A 19,304-nucleotide genomic window follows, 5' to 3' on the forward strand; every position below is an offset into this window, starting at 1 on the left:
TACGCCGACATGCAGGTCATCGGCGAGGCCTACCAGCTGCTGCGCTACGCCGCCGGCATGAGCCCCGCGGAGATCGCCGAGGTCTTCCGCGAGTGGAACTCCGGCGACCTCGACTCCTACCTCATCGAGATCACCGCCGAGGTCCTCGCCCAGGTGGATGCGGAGACCGGACAGCCGCTTATCGACGTCATCGTCGACGCCGCCGGCCAGAAGGGCACCGGCCGCTGGACCGTCAAGGCCGCCCTCGACCTGGGCATCCCTGTCACCGGTATCGGCGAGGCCGTCTTCGCCCGCGCCCTGTCCTCCTCCCTCGAGCAGCGCGCCGCCGCGCAGGGTGTGCTCCCCGCCGGCGAGCTGGCCACCTTCGACGGCGACCGTGAGGCCTTCATCGAGGATGTGCGCCGCGCGCTCTACGCCTCCAAGCTCGTCGCCTACGCCCAGGGCTTCGACGAGATCAAGGCCGGCTCCGCCGAGCACGGCTGGAACGTCGACCCCCGTGACCTGGCCACCATCTGGCGCGGCGGCTGCATCATCCGCGCGAAGTTCCTCAACCGCATCGTCGAGGCCTACGACGCGAACCCCGAGCTCCCCTCGCTGCTTCTCGACGGCTACTTCCTCGGCGAGCTGGGCGACCTCATCGACTCCTGGCGCCGCGTGGTGGTCACCGCCACCCAGCTGGGTCTGCCGGTCCCGGTCTTCGCGTCCTCGCTGTCCTACTACGATTCCCTGCGCGCCGAGCGCCTGCCGGCCGCCGTCATTCAGGGCCAGCGCGACTTCTTCGGCGCCCACACCTACGGCCGGGTGGACAAGCCCGGTGCCTTCCACACCCTGTGGTCCGGCGACCGTACGGAGATTGTCGCGGGTTAGCAGCGTAGACTCTGCGCAATGACCACTTTCAAGGATCTCGGCCTTCCCCTGCCCATCGTTCGCGAACTTCAGCGACAGGGGATCACCGAGCCCTTCCCCATCCAGGCCGCCGCCATCCCCGATGCGCTGTCCGGCCGGGATGTCCTCGGCCGCGGTCCGACCGGCTCCGGCAAGACCTTCACCTTCGGTCTGCCGATGCTCACCCGCCTCGCCGAAAAGGGCGTCACCCGCCCCGGCCACCCGCGGGCCCTGGTGCTCACCCCCACCCGCGAGCTCGCCGCCCAGGTCAAGGAGCGTCTCGACGCCCCCGCCAACGCCCTCGGCCTGCGCCTGCTCGACGTCGTCGGCGGTGTGAACATCAACCGGCACATCCGTTCCCTGGCCGCCCCGGTGGATCTCCTCGTGGCCACCCCGGGCCGCGCCCAGGACCTGCTGGATCAGGGCAAGCTGCACTTCGACGAGGTCGCCATGGTCGCCCTCGACGAAGCGGACCAGATGGCCGACATGGGATTCCTGCCGCAGGTGCGTCGCCTCATGGACCGCACGCCCCGCAACGGCCAGCGCCTGCTGTTCTCCGCCACCCTCGACGGGGACGTGCAGAAGCTCATCGACCGCTACCTCACCGATCCGGTCACCCACTCCACCGCTCCGGTACAGGCCTCGGTCGACACGATGGAGCACCACCGTCTGCTCGTCGGGGGCCGCGACCAGCGCAACGACATCGTCCTGCACATCGGTGCCCGCGAGGGCAAGACCATCATGTTCATGCGCACCAAGCACGGGGTGGACCGCCAGGTGAAGAAGCTGCGCCGCGTCGGCATCAACGCCGCAGGTCTGCACGGTGACAAAGGACAGACCACCCGCACCAACGCACTCGCCGGTTTCGCCGACGGATCCGTGCCCGTCCTCGTGGCCACCGACATCGCCGCGCGCGGCATCGACATCGACGACGTCTCGCTCGTCGTCCACGTCGACCCCCCGGCCGAGCACAAGGCCTACCTGCACCGGGCGGGCCGGACCGCACGCGCCGGGACGGCCGGCACCGTCGTCACGCTCGTCATGGACGAACAGCGCAAGGAGGTCGAGGGGCTCATGCGTAAGGCGGGTGTCGACGCCCCCGAGGTTCACGTCACCCCGGATTCCGATGTCCTGACTAAGATCACTGGTGCCCGGGTACCCTCCGGCACCCCGCTCCCTGCCCCGGGGCAGCAGCAGCCGCGCAAGAAGCCCGCCCAGCCGGGCGAGCGTCGTCGGCAGCAGCGTCCGGGGCGTCGCCGCAGTCGTCGATAAGCGTTTTCCATGGACATCGTCATCAGCATCATCTCCCTTGTGGGCTTCATCGCCCTGACCGCGTCCACGGGCCTGTTCGTGGCCATCGAGTTCGCGCTCACGGGCCTGGAGCGTTCCACCGTGGACAACCACGTCCGGGACAAGGGTGACCGCAGCGCCCACGCCGTCCAGCGCGACTACCAGAACCTCTCCTTCGTGCTCTCCGGCGCCCAGCTGGGTATCACCGTGACCACCCTGGCCACGGGTTTCCTGGCGGAGCCGGTGCTGTCGAGCTACTTCACCCCCCTGCTCGAACTGGTCGGTCTCAGTGCCTCCGCGTCGTCGGCGGTGGCACTGGTCCTGGCGCTCGTCGTCGCCACCTTCCTGTCCATGGTCTTCGGCGAGCTGGTGCCCAAGAACGTCGCCATCACCATGCCGCTGAACACCGCCCGCGTGGTCGTCCATCCGGTGCATGTGTTCAACCTCGTCTTCAAGTGGTTCATCGTGGCCATGAACCGCTCGGCGAACTACATCGTCCGCCGACTCGGTATCGAACCCGCGGATGAGCTGGCGACCGCCCGCTCCAACCAGGAACTCGGTAGCCTCGTGCGGTCCTCCGCGGAACAGGGCGGACTGGACATCAACACCGCCCAGGTCATCGACCGTTCCCTCCAGTTCGGTGAGGCCACGGCCAATGAGTTCATGACCCCGCGGTCCACCATCGCCTACCTCAACGCGGACGACACGGTGGATGCCCTCATTGCCACCTCCCTGGAGACCGGGCACTCGCGCTTCCCCGTCGCCCGCGGTGACCTCGATGAGACCGTCGGTGTCGTGCACGTCAAGGATGCCTTCTCCGTCCCCCGCGACGAGCGTTCCACGACCCTGCTGGGCACGTTGGCGAAGAAGGTCCCCGTCGTCCCGGACACCCTCGACGGCGATGCCGTGCTGTCGACGGTGCGTTCCGCCGGTTCCCAGGTGGTGCTGGTGGCCGACGAATACGGCGGTACCGCGGGACTGATCACCATCGAGGACGTCGTCGAGGAGATCCTCGGCGAGGTCTACGACGAGCACGACGACGCCGCGGCCGAGCGTGACTTCCAGAAGTTCGGCTCCTCCTGGGAGGTGTCCGGCCTCGTGCGGGTCGATGACCTCCACGAACGCGTCGGCTACACCGCCCCGGCGGGCCCCTATGAAACCCTCGGCGGTCTCCTCATGGCCACGCTCGGACGTATCCCGACCGTCCAGGATGTGGTCCTCCTGCCGGAATCGGACAACCCCGGGATGGCGGAGTTCGAGACCGGTATCACCGGCCGGTGGATCGCGCGGATCACCGTCATGGAGGAGCGCCGGGTCGACAGGGTGATCCTCACCCCCGTCACCGATGAGGAAGCGGAGGGCTACCAGCAGTGAACATCGTCACCACCATCATCATGGTCGTGGGCCTGTTGGCCGCCAACGCCTTCTTCGTCGCCGCCGAATTCGCCCTCATCTCCTCGCGCAAGGACCGCATCGAGTCGCTCATCGCCCAGGGCAAGCCCGCCGCCCGCAAGGTCCTCTACGCCACCGAGCACCTGTCGATCATGCTGGCCGGCGCCCAGTTCGGCATCACCATCGCCTCCCTCATCCTGGGTAAGGTCGCCGAACCGGCCGTCGCGCACTTCATCGAGGGCCCCTTCCACTCCCTGGGCATCCCGGACAACCTGCTCCACCCGATCTCCTTCGTCATCGCCCTGTCCTTCATCACCTTCCTCCACATTCTCTTCGGTGAGATGGTGCCCAAGAACATCGCCATCGCCGGCCCGGAGACCCTGGCCATGTGGCTGACGCCCGCGATGATCTGGTGGGTGAAGATCACCCGTCCGCTCATCGAGTTCATGAACTGGATCGCCCGGATGACGCTGCGGGCCTTCGGCATCGAGCAGAAGGACGAACTCGACTCCGCCGTCGACGAGGCCCAGCTGGCGTCCATGATCAGGGAGTCCCGCGAGGAGGGGCTTCTCGACGCCGAGGAGACCCAGCGACTCTCCCGCGCCCTGCGCTCCGAGACGCGCTCGCTCAAAGAGGTCATGATCCCGCTGACCAAGGTCCGCACCCTGGACTTCGGTCGCCGTGGCCCCACTCTCGGCGACCTCGAGCAGGCCGTCCGGGAGACGGGGTTCTCCCGCTTCCCGGTCACCGGCACCGACGGGTCCTTCCTCGGTTACATCCACGTCAAGGACGTTCTCGATCGCCTGGCCACCGCCAGCCCGGAGGAGTTCATCCCCCGTTCCGATCTCCGCCCGCTGACCATCGTCGACGGTTCGGGGCTCATGGACGAGGCCCTGCGTAAACTGCACCGCCGTTCCGCGCACATGGCGCAGGTGCGCGACCGCGGCGAGCTGGTGGGCGTCATCACCCTCGAGGACCTCATCGAGGAGTACGTCGGCACAGTCAACGACTGGACCCACGAGGATGCCTGAGCTTATCGACGACTGGGCCGAGCGCATGGCCGCCCACGAGGCCCGCGCCGACGCCCTCACCCGTGAGCACCTCGCGCGTCGCCAGCGCCAGGAGAAACACCCGGTCCTCGACTTCCTCTTCGAGTACTACCCCGTCCGCCCCGCCCAGCTTAGGCGCTGGCACCCGGGCATCGGCTCCGCGCTGCCGGGGCACACCCCCCACGCTCAGTGGCGCGACTACGTCTGCGACGGCACCTCCACCGTCGTCGATGTCGCGTCCTTCTGGGAACGCCGGGGGCAGTCGATGCTCTACATCCGCGACCTCCTGCACCGCACCAACCTCAACCCGGCGCACTTCGACTGCTTCGGACTCCACGAGTGGGCGATGGTCTACCGGGGCACCCCGCGCCATGACCTGCCGCTGCGGCTGGGGGCGTCGGGCAGTGACGGGGTCGTCGAGAAGCATCGCATCCGGTGCACCCACTTCGATGCCTTCCGCTTCTTCACCCCGGCCGCCCGCCCGCTCAATCTGCGGGTCCTGGAGCGGGAGGACCAGCCCGACCACGACCAGTCCGGCTGCGTGCACGCCACCATGGACCTGTACAAGTGGGCGGCGAAGATGGGCCCGTTGGTGCCGGGTGAGCTCTTCCTCGACTGCTTCGACCTGGCCCACGACGCCCGCATCCTCGACATGGAGGCTTCCCCCTACGACTGCCGGGCGTACGGCTTCGGGGTCGTCGCGATCGAGACCCCGGAGGGCAAGGCGGAGTACGTCGAGAGGCAACGGGGACTGGCGCAGCGCGCCAGACCGCTGCGTGACCGGCTTGTCTCCCTCATCGATGCAGCCCACGGCACTACACTTGATGGGCATGGGCCGACATCGCACTGAATCAAACAGCTTCTCCGTGTCCGGGTGGGTCATCGCCGTCCTCATCGCGGTGGTGGCACTCATCGCCGGGCTGATCTGGTGGTTCGGCTTCCGCACCACCGATGAGCCCCAGGCACAGGAGTGTATCCAGGGCGAGCTCACCCTGCCGGTCGCCGGGGAGGCCACGGAGCTCATCAGCGCCTACAACGCGTCCGAGCCTGTCGTCCGCGACTACTGTGTCACCGCCGAAACAGTCGACGACCTCTCCCTGGCCGCCGTCGTGGTGACGGACGGAGAGCCCGAACTGGGCGAGCGCAGCATCTCCTCTTCTGTCCCTGTCACCGGTGGCACCGCCCACGTGCTCAACCCGTCCGGGGACGTCACGGAGGAACAGACCCGCGCGGCAGCGGACTTCGCCCGGTTCTCTGAGGTGGAGGAGACCAGCACTGAAGGGACCAGCTCTGATGAATCCACGCCTGCGGAGACCACCACCGAGCCGGCTCCCGCGGCCGTGGGCAGCACCCTCATCCTCTTCGACACCTCGGCGCAGTCAGATCCGGTGCATCAGCAGGCGACCGACGCCATCGCCCAGCTCTCCCGGGAGCTCGGGGCGGAGGGCCAGCAGGTCGCGCTCTGGAACTACTCCTCGCCCCTCAACCCGGGGGTCACGCAGGGGTGGCGCAGCAACGTCACGTTCTCGGACGGCTCCGAGGCGGCCGAGGTCGTCCAGCGTTTCGGCACCGGTGGCGTCCCGCAGACCCGTTCCGCCGTGGTCGCCGCCGTGGCCACGGCCGCTGACCAGGCGCGGAGCACAGGTGAGACGGTGCGGGTGCTGGTGGTGACCACCGGTACCGCCGAGGACATGGACGACGCGACCTTCGTCTCCGCCCTCGAGCAGGCCCGGGGCGAGGCGGATGTGGTCATCGAGGTCGCGCACCTGGGTGATGCCCCCACCGACGATGCGCTGGCCGAGGTGTCCACGGCGACCGACCTGTAGAAACACGTCTCCCCCCGCACGTGAGCGAAGCGGGGGGAGAAAAAGAACTAGCTGGTCTTGCGACGGCGCCGGGCGGCGAGTTCGTCCATGCCGATGACCTCGGCCTCGGGATCGTCGATACGCTCGGAGGGGAACGAGGAGATCGTGCCGGTGAGCTCCTTCATGATGCCCGGGACAGCGATACCGAACACGCCCTGGCCACCGCCGAGCAGGTCGATGACCTCATCGGCGGAGCGGCACTCGTAGACGGTGGTGCCGTCGGAGACGAGGGTGATCTCGGCGATGTCGTTGGCACCGCGATCCCGCAGCTTCTCCACGGCCAGGCGGATGTTCTGCAGCGAGATGCCCGTGTCCAGCAGCCGCTTGACGATCTTGAGCACGAGAATGTCACGGAAGGAGTACAGACGCTGCGAACCGGAACCCCGGGCTCCGCGGATGGAGGGCACGACGAGCTTGGTGCGCGCCCAGTAGTCGAGCTGGCGGTAGGTGATGCCGGCGACCTGGCACGCGATCGGCACACGGTAGCCGACCTCTTCGCCTGGTCCGAGGTCGAAGAGTGATTCCTGGACGGGGTGGTCGTTGCTGCTCACGTAATTACTCCAATGGGGTTTGGAAATGCGCCCTATGCGTCATTAAAAACCAAGGGTAGAGCAACGTCAAGGGATGCCCCGGAGACACGCCGTAACTCTAACCCTCAACTTGAAGGTTAGACTTCTTTATCCCCATTGTCATCTTCCCCACCGAAATCTTCTTCTGACATGCCCAGCGAGCGCATCATCTGCTCGAAATCAGCGTCAGCCTGCGCATCCCCCGATGCCGAGTCCGCCGGCAGATCATCCCCGAACCGCAGCCCGAAATACTCCTCGAGGATATCGTCGGCGACGAAGAACGAGGCCTGGTTGAGCACGTCCTCCTCAACATGCACATCCATCTCCAGCGAACGCGCCAGCAGCAGGGCGTCCGAGGGGCGGGCGTCAATCTCCTCACCGTCGGACAACACGATCGAGGCGATGAACACCCCCTCGAAGTGACTGATGATGTTGACCGCACTCACGCCCCCGGAACTGCGGTTGATCACGTCGAGCAGCAGCTCCGCCGATCCCGGGCGGCGCGGCGCGAAACCATTGTCACGCGCGTCGAGTTCGGCAGCCGCGACCGGAGAAATCCACACCGGCAGAATGCGATTCTGCTCAGCCCACCTCAGCAGCACACAGGTGAACTGCTCGGGACCGGCGGTGTGGATTCCGTGATACTCCACGGGGATCAACGTCATGCAAGCTCATCCCGCAGGGCACTTTTCACCAGGCTGGCATGGAGGGACACGACGAGGGCCGTCATCTGCTGGCCCATGTCCTCCCCCTTCTGGCGCCCCTTCCGCCGGGCCACCGGACCAGCCACCTGGCCGATGAGGTCAGCCTGGCGCTGGGCGGTGTTGCGCAGGGACTTGAGGTGCCGGACGTCGAAGCCGAAGTCCTGCAGGGACTGGGCGGTGGTGACCACCCGGACGTCATCGGCGGTGAAATAGCCGGCGGCGTCGGGGCGGATCAGCCCGGCGTCGAGAAGCTCGGCGATGAAGGAGACCTCGACCCCCGCCTGCGCGGCGATGTCATCATCGCTCAGGCGCGTGGGAGCCGGCGCGCGGAACTTCTCCGGGGAGACGATCGGCTCCGTCTCGATGAGGGAAACGGCGCCGGAATCCATGGATTCCAGTTGCTCCCGAATGACCTTGAGCGGGAGGTAGTTGTCCCGCTGGGTCACCAGGATGTAGCGGAGGCGATCAACATCGTCGCCGGTGAAGCGGCGGTAACCGGACGCGGTTCGCTGCGGGGTGATGAGCCCCTCGGACTCCAGGAACCGGATTTTGGAGACGGTGACATCCGGAAACTCCTCGCGGAGAGCCTCCAGGACCTTGCCGATGGACAGGGTCCTGGTGGTGCGCGGAGCTGCCGTGGCCGTCGGCTTTCGAACAGCACTCACGGGACAGGAATCACCTAGTCGTTCTTGGGACCGGCGAGGAAGACCAGACGGAACTTGCCGATCTGGATCTCATCGCCCGTGGTCAGGGCCTGGTTGTTGCGCGGCTCGCGGTTGACGTAGGTGCCGTTGAGGGATCCGACGTCGTAGACCTCGAACTCGCCGTCGGTGATGCGGAACTCCGCGTGGCGACGAGACACGGTGACGTCATCGAGGAAGATGTCCGACTCAGGGTGGCGGCCGGCCGTGGTGATCGGCTGATCCAGCAGGAAACGCGCGCCCGCGTTGGGCCCCCGCTTGACCACCAGCAGACCCGCACCCTCCGGAAGGTTATCGGCGCCGGTGGCGGCCGGAGCGGACCCGGCGCCCGACTCCATCTCCTTCAGCAGGTCTGCACGGAAGACAGACGTGGTCTCGACCTGTGCCTCAGGGGTACCGGTGTTCTCGCTCATTGTGTTAATCCTCCGCTTTCGTCGGAACTGTGACTGTTTGCCATCATAGCGACTGGGGCCGCTGCGTGACGGTATGACGACACCATCAGCGGAAAAGGTTACCAATTCCGGACACCACGGAGTTCCCCGACCCCGCGAGCGGGTTGTCGGAGACCATGTAGGTCCACGTCGCGGAGGGTCGGGCCAGGCCCAGGTCGTCAAGGGTGCCCCCGGCCCGGAAGGTCTCCACCGCCTTATCGACGGCCCGCTGCGCCAGGTCCTTGAATTCCCGCACGGCGATGCGGTGGTACTCGTCGATCGGGGTCTCCCGGGCGATGGCCCTCAGGTGGATCGACTCGCGCACGTCATCCATGATCGCGAGGTGCTCGGCCCACTCATCGTCGAGGTGAAAGAGCATAATGTCGCGGGCGTGCTGGATGTGATCTCCCTGCGGCTCGACCTCCGGGGCGCGTTCGTGCAGTTCCACCCACGCCTGGTCGGTGTCGAGCAGTTTCGCGCGGCGCTCGTCGATGATGTCGCGTTGGTCGGCCAACAGCTGGTTGTACTTCCATGTCTGCGCGTGGATCTCCAGCAGCTGTCCCTCGGTGACGCGCTGGCAGTGCCCGATCCAGTCGCGGATGCGCTCGGAGATGATCGACCCGTCGGGTTCCGGACGGGCGGTGACGTTCTCCCCCGCCCCACCGGAGGTGACCACATCATCCTGGAGGGAGACGAAGAAGATGGACAGGCCGGGATCTCCCTGGCGCCCGGCACGTCCCCGCAGCTGGTTGTCCAGGCGGGCGGTGCGGTGACGCGAGGTGCCGATCACGGCCAGGCCCCCGAGGTCGGCGACGGCATCGTGGTCGGACTGGTCCGCGCCACCCAGCCGGATGTCCGTACCGCGGCCGGCCATCTGGGTGGAGACGGTCACGCGCCCCAGGTCACCGGCTTCGGCGATGATGCGGGCTTCCTCGGCATCGTTCTTGGCGTTGAGGACATTGACCGTGATCGCCAGGTCGGCGAGCGCCTCCGCCAGGGCCTCCGATTCCGCCACGTCATGCGTACCGACGAGCACCGGCTGCCCCTTTGCATGCAGCGCCGCGATCTCCTGGACGATGGCCCGGTTCTTCTCGGCGGCGGTGGCGTAGATACGGTCGGCCTCGTCGAAACGTCGCAACTCCTTGTTGCGGTCGATGACGGAGACATGGAGGTCATAGAACTGCCGGAGCTGGTCGGTCGCCTCCACGGCGGTGCCGGTCATGCCGCAGACCATCGGGTAGCGACGCATGAGGGCCTGCAGCGTGATGGTGTCCAGGATGCGACCCCCCTCCGTGACGTCGAGCCCTTCCTTGGCCTCCACGGCCGCCTGCAGTCCGTCCGGCCAGCGCTGCAGATCGGCGACGCGCCCGCGGGAGGCGTCGATGAGCGCCACCTTGCCGTCGGTGACCAGGTAGTGGATGTCACGGATGAGCAGCGCCTTGGCATGCAGCGCCAGATTGACCTTCACGAGCGTGGTGCCGATGTGTTCGTCGTCGTAGAGGGAGTCGATGCCCAGGGCACCCTCCACCCGAGCGGCGCCGTCGTCGGTGAGGAAGACGTTCCGGCGGTCATCGTCAATGGTGTAGTGCTCGCGCTCCCGCAGGCTGCGCACCACGTCGGTGATCTGGCCGGTGGGCTCCTGGCCGGGCTGATTGCCGGCAAGGACGAGGGGGACGAGGGCTTCGTCGACAAGCACGCTGTCGGCCTCGTCGACCAGTGCCACGTCAGCCGGCGCCTGCACGGCGTCCTCGCGGCGGGTGATCTGCTGGTCCCGCAGGACGTCGAACCCGATCTCATTGACCGGGCCGTAGATGATGTCCCCGGAATATGCTTCCCGACGCTCCGCCGGGCCCATCTTCTCCGTCACCGCCGCAACGCGCAGACCGAAGAACTCGACCAGGGGGCGCATCCACTCGGCATCTCGCTCGGCGAGGTAGTCGTTGACGGTGATGACGTGCACCCGCTTGCCCGTGAGCGCGAATCCCGTCGCGGCCATCGCGCCCACCAGCGTCTTGCCCTCGCCGGTGGCCATCTGGATGACATCGCCCTCCACCAGCCGCAGCACCGCCTGCGACTGGACCGGGAACGGCTCCAGCCCCAGGGTGCGGTGCGCGGCGACACCCAGGACCGCGAGGAATGCGGCCGGGTCCTGCAGCTTTCCCCCCGCGGTGAGCTCTCGGGCGCGGGCGGCGAGTGCGGCGTCGTCAAGCTGCGAAAGCTCAGCGTGCTGCGCCTCCGCTTCCTGCACGAGCGCGCGGCTGCGCTTCTGGTTGCGCGTCTGTGACGCGCCCATCGCCTTCCAGAACCAGTCAAAAGCCATGCCACCACCCTAGTACCCTGGTGGGCATGCAATCAGTGAGCGTGACTTTTCCTTCGGCGCAGGGCATCGAGCTGCCCGGCACCCTCGACCTGCCGGACACTCCCCCGGTCGCCTACGCGGTCTTCGCCCACTGCTTCACCTGCTCCCGTTTCGTGCCCGCCGCCTCGCGGGTGTGCAAGACTCTGGCAGCCGCCGGCATCGCCTGCCTGCGATTCGACTTCTCCGAACTGGGGTTCACGTCGAATGTGGAGGAACTGGTGGCGGCAGCCGAGTGGCTGGCGGCTAAGCACGAGGCTCCCCAGTTGCTGCTCGGACATTCGCTGGGGGGTGCGGTCGCGCTCCGCGCGGTGAGCGAAATCGACTCCGTCCGGGCGGTGGCCACCCTCGCCGCGCCCTACGATCCCTCCCACTCCGTCCTGCGGTTCGGCGACCGGGTCCGCGACGCCGAGACCGAGGGATCCGTGACCGTCACCCTCGCCGGTCGCGACGTCGACATCACCCGCGAGTTTCTCGCCGACCTGTCCGCCCACGGCCCCGACACCTATCTTCCGCAGGTATCGACCCCGGTGCTCCTGCTGCACTCCCCGGACGACCAGACCGTTCCGTTCGACAACGCCGAGCGGATCTACCGGGAGTTGGGTCAGCCGACGTCGCTGATCTCACTCGACGGAGCGGACCACCTGCTCACCCGCACCGGTTCCGCGCAGCGCGCCGGGCGACTGATCGCCGAGTGGGTGCGGCCCTATCTGGTGCCGTCCTACGAGGCGCCCTCCGTCAGCGATGACCGGGTCATCTCCCGCATGACCGTGGGTTCGCGCCACGGAACCGTGATCGACACCGCCGGTGGCACGTTGCTCTCCGACCGCGACAGGGCCGCCGGCGGCCGCGGCCAGGGGCACTCCCCCATCAGCCTCCTCATGTCCGGTCTGGCCGCCGCCACCACGCAGGCCATCCGGGAGGCCGCCGTGGACATGCCGCTTATCGACGCCCACGTCACCATCACCCACGCCTCCCGCAACATCTTCGAGAGAAAGGTCAAGCTCATCGGCGATCTCAGCGAACCGCAACGGCGTACCCTGCTCAACGCCGCCACCTCCCCCTTCCAGATCATGCTGCCGGGCATCAAGATCCTGGACGTGCCCGCATGACCGGGCGGTGTCCCTGCAACACGGGTCTGGCCTACGAGGAGTGCTGTGGGAGATACCACGGTGGTGCCGTGGCACCGACCGCGGAGACCCTCATGCGTTCCCGCTTCACCGCGTTCGTGGTCCGGGATGCCGAGTATCTCCTGCGCACCTGGGATCCCGACACCCGCCCGAGTGAGCTCACCCTCGTCGATCTGCCCGTGCGGTTCTACCGGCTGGATATCCATGAGGTGGTCGGCGGGGGTCCCCTGGATTCGGCGGGTGTCGTGGAGTTCGAGGCCTTCTACAAGGGAGATCCTCCGGGTTCCCAGCGCGAGCGCTCTACTTTCCGACGCCTCGACGGGCGCTGGTTCTACTCTGCCGGCGACGTGAGCTGACACAGGTCTGTACAGATCCCGCTACCTGTCATACGATAGAAATATGACTCACATCACCGTCCTCGCACCCGACCCCTCCGTCCCCCTCGACCGTTTCGACACCTGGCTCACCGAGGCCGGCGCCACCTTCCAGATCATCAACCTCAGCTCCGAGGGGATTCCCGAGAGCGTCGGCGACGGTGTCATCATCCTCGGCGGCATCAACGACGCCCGTTCTTACCCCTGGGTCGGCGATCTCCACACCGCACTGCGCGAATGGGCGTCCGCCAATATTCCGGTGCTGGGAATCTGTCTGGGAGCCCAGTTGCTTGCCGACGCCCACGACGGGGACCTGGATTTCGATCTCGAGGGCGAGGTCGGCGCCTTCGAGGTGGAACTCATGGATGCGGCACATGACGATCCCCTTTTCCTCGGCCTCGAATCACCCCTGATCGTGCCGCAGCACCACCACGACGTCATCATCACCCTTCCGCCCGGAGCTGAGCTGCTCGCTGCATCGCAGCGTTATGAGGTCCAGGCCTTCCGCCTCGGTTCGGCTGTCGGCGTGCAGTTTCACCCGGAAGCCTCCCCCGGCACGATGGCCTCCTGGACCGAGAAGACCGGCGGAGACGGGGAGGCGATGCGCTCCGAAATGGCGAAGGTGGACGATCGCGTCTCCGCAACCGGCGAACGCATCGCCCGCAACTTCGTCACCTCCCTGCAGCACCACCGCTGACCTGGCGATTCGCCTTTGCGGATGACACTGTTGTAACCTGAGGCAGTTGCATTTCGATGCGACGGCGGACTGTGGCGCAGTTTGGTAGCGCACTACACTGGGGGTGTAGGGGTCGCAGGTTCAAATCCTGTCAGTCCGACTCTTAGCAGGTCAGCGCAGTGCGCTGGCCTGCTTTTCCTAGAACGGGGGCGGATCATCCTCCGGCGTGCCCATCCAGGACAGGTGGTGTTCCGGTCTGTCGGGAGGCTCGGGGGGTGGAGAGTTCATCTTCTCCTGGTAGGCCTCGAAGCGCTCCCCCGCCGCCTTTGCCGCCAGATACTCCCGGCGTCCCCGTAGTCGCTGGCGGTAGCTACGCACCCAGCGCTTGAGCTTGGGCGCGAGTGGCCCCGTGGCCTCGTCGACCGCATAGGTACCGTCTGCGAACAGCCAGTACACATCTCCGGTGTGGGGATCGAGAAGGTAGCTGATCTCCTGGTCGGTCTTGCGATTGTGGTGATGCCTGCAGAGCATGACCATGTTGGAGGCTGTCGTCGGCCCTCCGTCGTCGTGATTGATGCGGTGGTCTGCGTCGCAGCGGGTGGCCTTCCGATTACATCCTGGCCAGCGGCATCTCCAGTCACGGCCGATGAGATAGGCCCTGATCTCCGGCGTCGGCCGGTAGCTGCCGGTGGTGGCGGTCTTGGCGTGGCGCATGCTGATGGTTCTGGTGACGCGCTTGCGCAGGGCGGCAGCCGCCTGCGGCGTGAGCAGCCCGCGCTCGGGATGGAAGACCGGGGTCACGCTCTCATCCTCCCCCTCGGCCTGGTAGAGCATCATGGTGGCCTTGGTAGTCACATCGTCGAGAATGAGCGACGTGAGTGCCTCGGCCTTGGAACACTCCCGGTCCGACGCCGCCTGGTCAATTGCCTCGAGGATCTCGGTCCCCGTGGCCTGATCCGTGACGAGCTCAATGCGGATGTCACCTGCGGGAAGATCCTCGACGTGCAACGTCGACTGCGGTGGAGCCTCAGGCACCGGCAGGGTGGACATGAGTTCGCCCGGATTCTCGCAGGGCTCCGGCCCCTCCTTCTCCGGAGCATCCGGATCGACCGGCGTGCCTTCACTCCACGGATCCTCCTGTGGCGCCGCCAGCAGTTCCACGCTGCGAATGGTGCCCTTGACCACATCAGAGATGGCCGTGCTGCTCGGGAGCATCTGCCGGGGACGGGAGGGGGTGAAGCGGGCCATCAGGTCCTCGTCGAGCGCCTTCCAGAAGAAATCATCGTCCTGGAGGGCGATGGCGGCCATCGCCGCCTCCTTTTCGATGACACACAGATGCCCCATGTCCAGCAGGAAGGTCTCCTCCACCAGACGCTTGAGGCGGGGCAGCCTGTCGAGCACCTCCAGGGCGTCGAGGCGGCGGGTGATCTGATACTTGGTCATCCCGAGCTTCGAGTACAGCTCGGCCGTCAAGGCGGTCCAGTCCTCTTCGTCGCGGATGACAACCTCCGGTTGGCAGCTCCGCCACATCTCGTACTCCGCCCGCAGATTCGCCTGCCGGACAGCCCGGTAACTGTTCGATTCATCAAGTACCGACCATGACGCCGTAGCCATGCCCCGTCACCCCCTTCCCCATCTCGTATGTGTGTTCGATTCGTACGATAGACCCCACCCCGGACATGGGGGTGATCAACGGGGGTAAACACGGCAAAATGCCAGTTCAGGCACAATGGTGTCCATGACTGAACAGGTGACCTACGACGGTTTCGGTGATGTCCTCGCGCGCGACGGACTCAGCCTCATGCTGTTCTGGTCCACCTCATGCGGCCCGTGCCTGCGTTTCCACCGGATCTACCGGGCCGTGGACGAGAAGTTCCCCGCCATCCCCTTCGGCGAGGCAGAGATTGAAATCCAACAGCGCCTGGTGAGAGATCTGCAGATCACCACCATCCCCGCACTGCTGGTCTATCGTGACGGCGAGCTCATCTACCGCGATCCCCCGTTTCATTCGCTTATCGACGCCCCACCCCTCCTCGCCTTCATGTACAGCGAGGAGGGGTTCACGGGGTTCGTCGAGAAGCTGCTTTAACCCAGGAACGCCTTGTCCGAGAGCGTGGCTCCCTTGATGTTGGCGAACTCCTGCAGCAGGTCACGAACGGTCAGCTTCGACTTCGTCTCGGCGTCGGCCTCGTAGACGATCTGCCCCTCGTGCATCATGATGAGGCGGTTGCCCAGGCGGATGGCCTGTTCCATGTTGTGGGTGACCATGAGGGTCGTCAGCCCACCCTCGGAGACGATGCGCTCGGTGAGACCGGTGACCAGCTCGGCCCGCTGGGGGTCGAGGGCGGCGGTGTGTTCGTCGAGAAGCATGATCCGGGGATTGGTGAACCCGGCCATGAGCAGCGACAGCGCCTGGCGCTGGCCACCGGAGAGGAGCCCCACCTTGGCGGAGAGTCGGTCCTCCAGACCCAGCTCGAGGGACTGGAGCTTATCGACGAACTCCTCCCGCCGCTTCTTCGTCAGGCCCCGTCCCAGACCACGTCCCTTGCCGCGCAGGAGCGCGAGCGAGAGGTTCTCCTCGATGGTGAGGTTGGGGGCGGTGCCTGCCAGGGGATCCTGGAAGACGCGGCCGACGAAGCGGGCGCGCTTGTGCTCGGGGAGTTTGTTGACCTTCTTGCCGTCGATGTGGACGGTGCCTTCGTCGACGAAGAGACGGCCGGCGACGGCGTTGAGCAGTGTCGACTTTCCGGCGCCGTTGGAGCCGATGACGGTGATGAAATCGCCCTCGGCGAGAGTGAGATTCACCCCGTTGAGCGCGACGCGTTCATTGACGGTGCCCGGGAAGAAGGTCTTGGTGATGTTGTCGATCGTGAGCATTAGGCCACCTTCGCGCCGGCCGCCGCAGCCGACGGCTTCCTGTTGAAACGGGAGGACAGACCCTTCCACCGCGGCACAAGCAGGGCCACGATGACCAGCAGAGCGGTGATCAGCTTCATGTCGTTGGGGTCGAGGCCGACCTGCAGCGCCAGGAAGATGATGATGCGGTAGAGCACCGCACCGACGACGACGGCCAGCACCGCCACCCACAGGAAGCGCTGCCCGAAGATCGCCTGCCCCATGATGACGGAGGCCAGGCCCACGAGAATGAGGCCGATACCCATGGAGATGTCGGCGAAGCCCTGGTACTGGCCGACGAGTGCACCGCACATGCCGACGAAACCGTTGGACAACGCCAGGGTGAGTGTCTTGGTGTAGTCGGTGGACACACCGAAGGAGGTGATCATCGGGCCGTTGTCGCCCGTGGCACGGATGGACAGGCCGAGATCGGTGGTGAGGAACCAGACCACGACCAGTCCGAGCAGGGCGACGACGCCGAGGAGAATCCCGGCGCCGACCCAGGTTCCCAGGAGACCACCCTCACGCAGCGGCGTGAACACGGTCTCCTGGCGCAGCATGGGGATGTTCGCGCCCCCCATGATGCGCAGGTTGATCGACCAGAGGGCGATCATGGTGAGAATACCCGCGAGGAGGCCGTCGATTCGGCCCTTCGTGTGGAGCAGTCCGGTGATGACACCGGCGAGGAAGCCGGTGAGAAATCCGGCGAGCGTCGCCAGCAGCGGGGGCCATCCGTTGAGGATGCCCACCGCCGCCGTCGCGGCGCCCGTGGTGAAGCTGCCGTCGACCGTCAGATCGGGGAAGTTGAGGACCCGGAACGTCAGGAAGACACCGAGGGCCATCACCCCGTATATGAGGCCGACCTCGACGGCGCCGATCATACGGTCTCGGCCTCGTCCATGATCTCCTGCGGGATGGTGACGCCCTGACGCTCAGCGGCCTCTTCGTTGATGACGTAGGTGTACTCGGTGGCGGTCTCGACAGCGGTCTCGGCGGCATCCTCGCCGTCACGCAGGATGCGCAGCGCCATCTCGCCGGTCTGGCGACCCAGCTCGTGGTAGTCGATGCCCAGGGTGGCCACGGCGCCGCCCTCGACGGTGCCGGACTCGGCGGCGATCACCGGGATCTGCTTCTGCTCGGCGACCTGCACCAGGGAGGCGATACCGGAGACGACCATGTTGTCGGTCGGGACGTAGATGACATCGACATCACCCAGGGCCTCGACGGCCTGCTGGATGTCGTTGGCGGTGGTCACGGTCTGGGTCTTGACCTCGAGGCCACGCGGCTCGGCAGCCTCGGTGACCTGGTCGACCTGGACCTGGGAGTTAATCTCACCGGAGGCGTAGACGATGCCGATGGACTCAGCATCCGGCACGAGCTCCTCGAGCAGGTTGAGCTGCTCCTCGATCGGGGCGACGTCGGAGGTACCGGTGACGTTGCCGCCCGGGGCCTCGAGGGAGTCGACGAGCTCGGCCGAGACCGGATCGGTGACGGCGGTGAACAGGACCGGGATGTCGGTGATGTTCTGGGCGGTGGCCTGGGCGGCCGGGGTCGCCACGGCGAGCACCATGTCGAGGTCGTTGCCGGCGAACTGCTGGGCGATGGTCAGGGCGGTGGCCTGCTCACCGTTGGCGTTCTGCTCGTCGTAGGTGACCTCGACACCGGCGTCGGCGAGTGCCTCCTTGAAGCCGGCGGTGGCCGCATCGAGGGCCGGGTGCTGGACGAGCTGGTTGATGCCGATGGAGTAGGACTCCCCACCGTCGGCGGCAGCGGTGGTGGTGCCCGGCTCCGACTCGGAGTCAGAGGTGCAGGCGGAGAGGAAAAGTGCGGCGGCCGCGAAGCCGGCCACGACCTTGGTGCGTGAGAACATGGGGGTTCCTTCCAGGGGCCAAGTGTGACGTGTTACGGAGATTAATCTACTTGTCCCAGCAGTCACACGTGGCATTACCCTCCGATCAGCCCCCGAACACCTCCGTTCCGGGGCTGGGCTCGCCCGGTTCCGTCGTCGGCGGGGGCAGTGGTTCACGCACGGTGAGACATCCCGGCTCGATGGTCACCGTGAAAGCGGTGACCTCCCCCACCTCATCACCGTCCACCTCGAACACCTCCGGCTTCTCCAGGCTCACCTCGAGGCGGGTGCCCGTCGAGTAGCGCAGCTCATCGATGTCGCTGCCACCGGTGACCTGTTCATCGCGGCGCCGCAGGCGGTTGACCACCTTCCGCCCCATCAGCGTGGCCAGGCGGGCGACGATGAGCCCCCATCCGGCCAGCCCCTTGGGGCGCAGCGCGACGATGTCGAAGTGACCGTCGTTGGCGGTGGCGTCGGGAAGCAGCGGAACGCTTGCGATGAGATCACCGCAGTTGCCCACGATGAGGGAGTGGACCCGGGTGCGCCGGGCCGGTGCATCGTCGAGCCGCCAGGTCACGCGCAGTCGACGACCCCCGGTCAGCGACTTGGCGATGGCCACCCCGTAGGCGAGGAAGCCGATCCGCTTCTTCAGGTCATCGTCGGTGTGGGCGATCATCTGGGCGTCGATGCCCACCCCGGCCATGACGACGAAGTCGATCTCCTCGGACTCTCCGTTCGGGAGGGCGAGCAGGGCGGTACAGACGTCGATCGTGGTGTCCCGGCCACTGAACGCGGTGTCGATGGCTTCAGGAACATCCAGCGGCAACGAGAGATTGCGGGCCAGGAGGTTTCCGGTGCCCACGGGGATGATCGCCAGCGACGTCTCCGTCCCCCGCAGGGCCGCCGCGACCGCGCGCACGGTGCCGTCCCCGCCCGCCGCGATGACCATGTCACAACCCTGCTCCGCCGCCTCCTGTGCCGGGGCGAAGCCGGGGTCCTCCACGGTGGTCTCCCAGAACTCCGGCGCAGCCCAGCCGTGACGACGAGCAGCGGCGGTGACCTGCTGCTTCATGTCCTCCGGATCACCCTTGACGGGGTTGAACACCACCGCCACTCGACGAGATGTAGTGCCATTCAT

At 66.7% G+C, this 19,304-nt stretch carries 19 protein-coding genes, 1 tRNA gene and 1 pseudogene; 11 read left to right on the forward strand and 10 right to left on the reverse strand.

From position 1 onward, the window contains the following. The 6 genes and pseudogenes from Q4F73_RS02265 to Q4F73_RS02290 all read left to right on the forward strand — a co-directional run. A pseudogene (locus Q4F73_RS02265) lies at positions 1-867 on the forward strand (NADP-dependent phosphogluconate dehydrogenase); the annotation flags it as partial. Positions 868-885: 18 nt separating this feature from the next. Then, positions 886-2,157 (forward strand): DEAD/DEAH box helicase, encoded by a 1,272-nt coding sequence (locus tag Q4F73_RS02270; protein WP_303357726.1) that lies wholly within the window; start codon positions 886-888, stop codon positions 2,155-2,157. Between the two features lie 9 nt (positions 2,158-2,166). After that, entirely contained in the window at positions 2,167-3,549 is a 1,383-nt protein-coding gene (locus Q4F73_RS02275; protein WP_303357727.1) for a hemolysin family protein, read from the forward strand. Beyond that, on the forward strand, positions 3,546-4,598 hold the full coding sequence (locus Q4F73_RS02280) for a hemolysin family protein (RefSeq protein WP_303357728.1): 1,053 nt from the start codon (positions 3,546-3,548) through the stop codon (positions 4,596-4,598). The genes Q4F73_RS02275 and Q4F73_RS02280 overlap by 4 nt, the downstream gene beginning before the upstream one ends. Further along, positions 4,591-5,466, forward strand: a complete 876-nt coding sequence (locus Q4F73_RS02285; protein WP_303357729.1) for a 3-methyladenine DNA glycosylase — start codon at positions 4,591-4,593, stop codon at positions 5,464-5,466. The genes Q4F73_RS02280 and Q4F73_RS02285 overlap by 8 nt, the downstream gene beginning before the upstream one ends. Then, positions 5,447-6,442 carry a hypothetical protein gene (locus Q4F73_RS02290; protein WP_303357730.1) on the forward strand — a complete coding sequence of 332 codons (996 nt, stop codon included), beginning with the start codon at positions 5,447-5,449 and terminating at the stop codon, positions 6,440-6,442. The genes Q4F73_RS02285 and Q4F73_RS02290 overlap by 20 nt, the downstream gene beginning before the upstream one ends. A gap of 47 nt (positions 6,443-6,489) precedes the next feature. On the opposite strand, the gene Q4F73_RS02295 is transcribed toward Q4F73_RS02290, so the two are convergent. The 5 genes from Q4F73_RS02295 to secA2 all read right to left on the reverse strand — a co-directional run bounded on the left by Q4F73_RS02295 (position 6,490) and on the right by secA2 (position 11,206). Then, the gene (locus Q4F73_RS02295) at positions 6,490-7,032 is read right to left on the reverse strand and encodes a MerR family transcriptional regulator (RefSeq protein ID WP_303357731.1); all 543 of its coding nucleotides are present in this window, start codon (positions 7,030-7,032) and stop codon (positions 6,490-6,492) included. A 116-nt stretch (positions 7,033-7,148) separates the two neighbouring features. Next, the gene (locus Q4F73_RS02300; protein WP_303357732.1) at positions 7,149-7,715 is read right to left on the reverse strand and encodes a bifunctional nuclease family protein; all 567 of its coding nucleotides are present in this window, start codon (positions 7,713-7,715) and stop codon (positions 7,149-7,151) included. Continuing rightward, the gene (locus Q4F73_RS02305; protein WP_303357733.1) at positions 7,712-8,419 is read right to left on the reverse strand and encodes a MerR family transcriptional regulator; all 708 of its coding nucleotides are present in this window, start codon (positions 8,417-8,419) and stop codon (positions 7,712-7,714) included. The genes Q4F73_RS02300 and Q4F73_RS02305 overlap by 4 nt, the downstream gene beginning before the upstream one ends. A gap of 14 nt (positions 8,420-8,433) precedes the next feature. After that, on the reverse strand, positions 8,434-8,868 hold the full coding sequence (gene odhI / locus Q4F73_RS02310; RefSeq protein ID WP_303357734.1) for an oxoglutarate dehydrogenase inhibitor Odhl: 435 nt from the start codon (positions 8,866-8,868) through the stop codon (positions 8,434-8,436). 85 nt (positions 8,869-8,953) lie between these two features. Next, on the reverse strand, positions 8,954-11,206 hold the full coding sequence (gene secA2 / locus Q4F73_RS02315) for an accessory Sec system translocase SecA2 (RefSeq protein WP_303357735.1): 2,253 nt from the start codon (positions 11,204-11,206) through the stop codon (positions 8,954-8,956). Between the two features lie 26 nt (positions 11,207-11,232). Here secA2 and Q4F73_RS02320 point away from each other — a divergent pair, with 26 nt between their 5' ends. The 4 genes from Q4F73_RS02320 to Q4F73_RS02335 all read left to right on the forward strand — a co-directional run bounded on the left by Q4F73_RS02320 (position 11,233) and on the right by Q4F73_RS02335 (position 13,582). Beyond that, on the forward strand, positions 11,233-12,354 hold the full coding sequence (locus Q4F73_RS02320) for an alpha/beta fold hydrolase (RefSeq protein ID WP_303357736.1): 1,122 nt from the start codon (positions 11,233-11,235) through the stop codon (positions 12,352-12,354). Further along, positions 12,351-12,728 (forward strand): YchJ family protein, encoded by a 378-nt coding sequence (locus tag Q4F73_RS02325; protein ID WP_303357737.1) that lies wholly within the window; start codon positions 12,351-12,353, stop codon positions 12,726-12,728. Before Q4F73_RS02320 ends, Q4F73_RS02325 begins: the two co-directional genes overlap by 4 nt. Before the next feature lie 43 nt (positions 12,729-12,771). After that, entirely contained in the window at positions 12,772-13,443 is a 672-nt protein-coding gene (locus Q4F73_RS02330) for a type 1 glutamine amidotransferase (protein WP_303357738.1), read from the forward strand. A gap of 65 nt (positions 13,444-13,508) precedes the next feature. Next, positions 13,509-13,582: transfer RNA gene (locus tag Q4F73_RS02335), tRNA-Pro, on the forward strand. Between the two features lie 38 nt (positions 13,583-13,620). Here Q4F73_RS02335 and Q4F73_RS02340 read toward each other — a convergent pair. Further along, positions 13,621-15,036, reverse strand: a complete 1,416-nt coding sequence (locus Q4F73_RS02340) for an HNH endonuclease signature motif containing protein (protein ID WP_303357739.1) — start codon at positions 15,034-15,036, stop codon at positions 13,621-13,623. Positions 15,037-15,160: 124 nt separating this feature from the next. Here Q4F73_RS02340 and Q4F73_RS02345 point away from each other — a divergent pair, with 124 nt between their 5' ends. Then, on the forward strand, positions 15,161-15,511 hold the full coding sequence (locus Q4F73_RS02345) for a thioredoxin family protein (RefSeq protein ID WP_303357740.1): 351 nt from the start codon (positions 15,161-15,163) through the stop codon (positions 15,509-15,511). On the opposite strand, the gene Q4F73_RS02350 is transcribed toward Q4F73_RS02345, so the two are convergent. From Q4F73_RS02350 to Q4F73_RS02365, 4 genes are all read right to left on the reverse strand, one after another. After that, positions 15,508-16,299 carry an ABC transporter ATP-binding protein gene (locus Q4F73_RS02350; protein ID WP_303357741.1) on the reverse strand — a complete coding sequence of 264 codons (792 nt, stop codon included), beginning with the start codon at positions 16,297-16,299 and terminating at the stop codon, positions 15,508-15,510. The two genes, Q4F73_RS02345 and Q4F73_RS02350, sit on opposite strands and share 4 nt — an antisense overlap. Further along, a complete protein-coding gene (locus Q4F73_RS02355) occupies positions 16,299-17,198 on the reverse strand; it encodes an ABC transporter permease (protein ID WP_303357742.1) in 900 nt (299 codons plus the stop codon). The genes Q4F73_RS02350 and Q4F73_RS02355 overlap by 1 nt, the downstream gene beginning before the upstream one ends. Continuing rightward, entirely contained in the window at positions 17,195-18,187 is a 993-nt protein-coding gene (locus tag Q4F73_RS02360) for an ABC transporter substrate-binding protein (RefSeq protein ID WP_303357743.1), read from the reverse strand. The genes Q4F73_RS02355 and Q4F73_RS02360 overlap by 4 nt, the downstream gene beginning before the upstream one ends. Before the next feature lie 85 nt (positions 18,188-18,272). Beyond that, positions 18,273-19,304, reverse strand: coding sequence for a diacylglycerol kinase family protein (locus Q4F73_RS02365; RefSeq protein WP_303357744.1), 1,032 nt, complete (start codon positions 19,302-19,304; stop codon positions 18,273-18,275).

Origin of the sequence: Corynebacterium sp., assembly GCF_030535495.1 — a bacterium.
In the GTDB taxonomy this organism is placed as follows: domain Bacteria; phylum Actinomycetota; class Actinomycetes; order Mycobacteriales; family Mycobacteriaceae; genus Corynebacterium.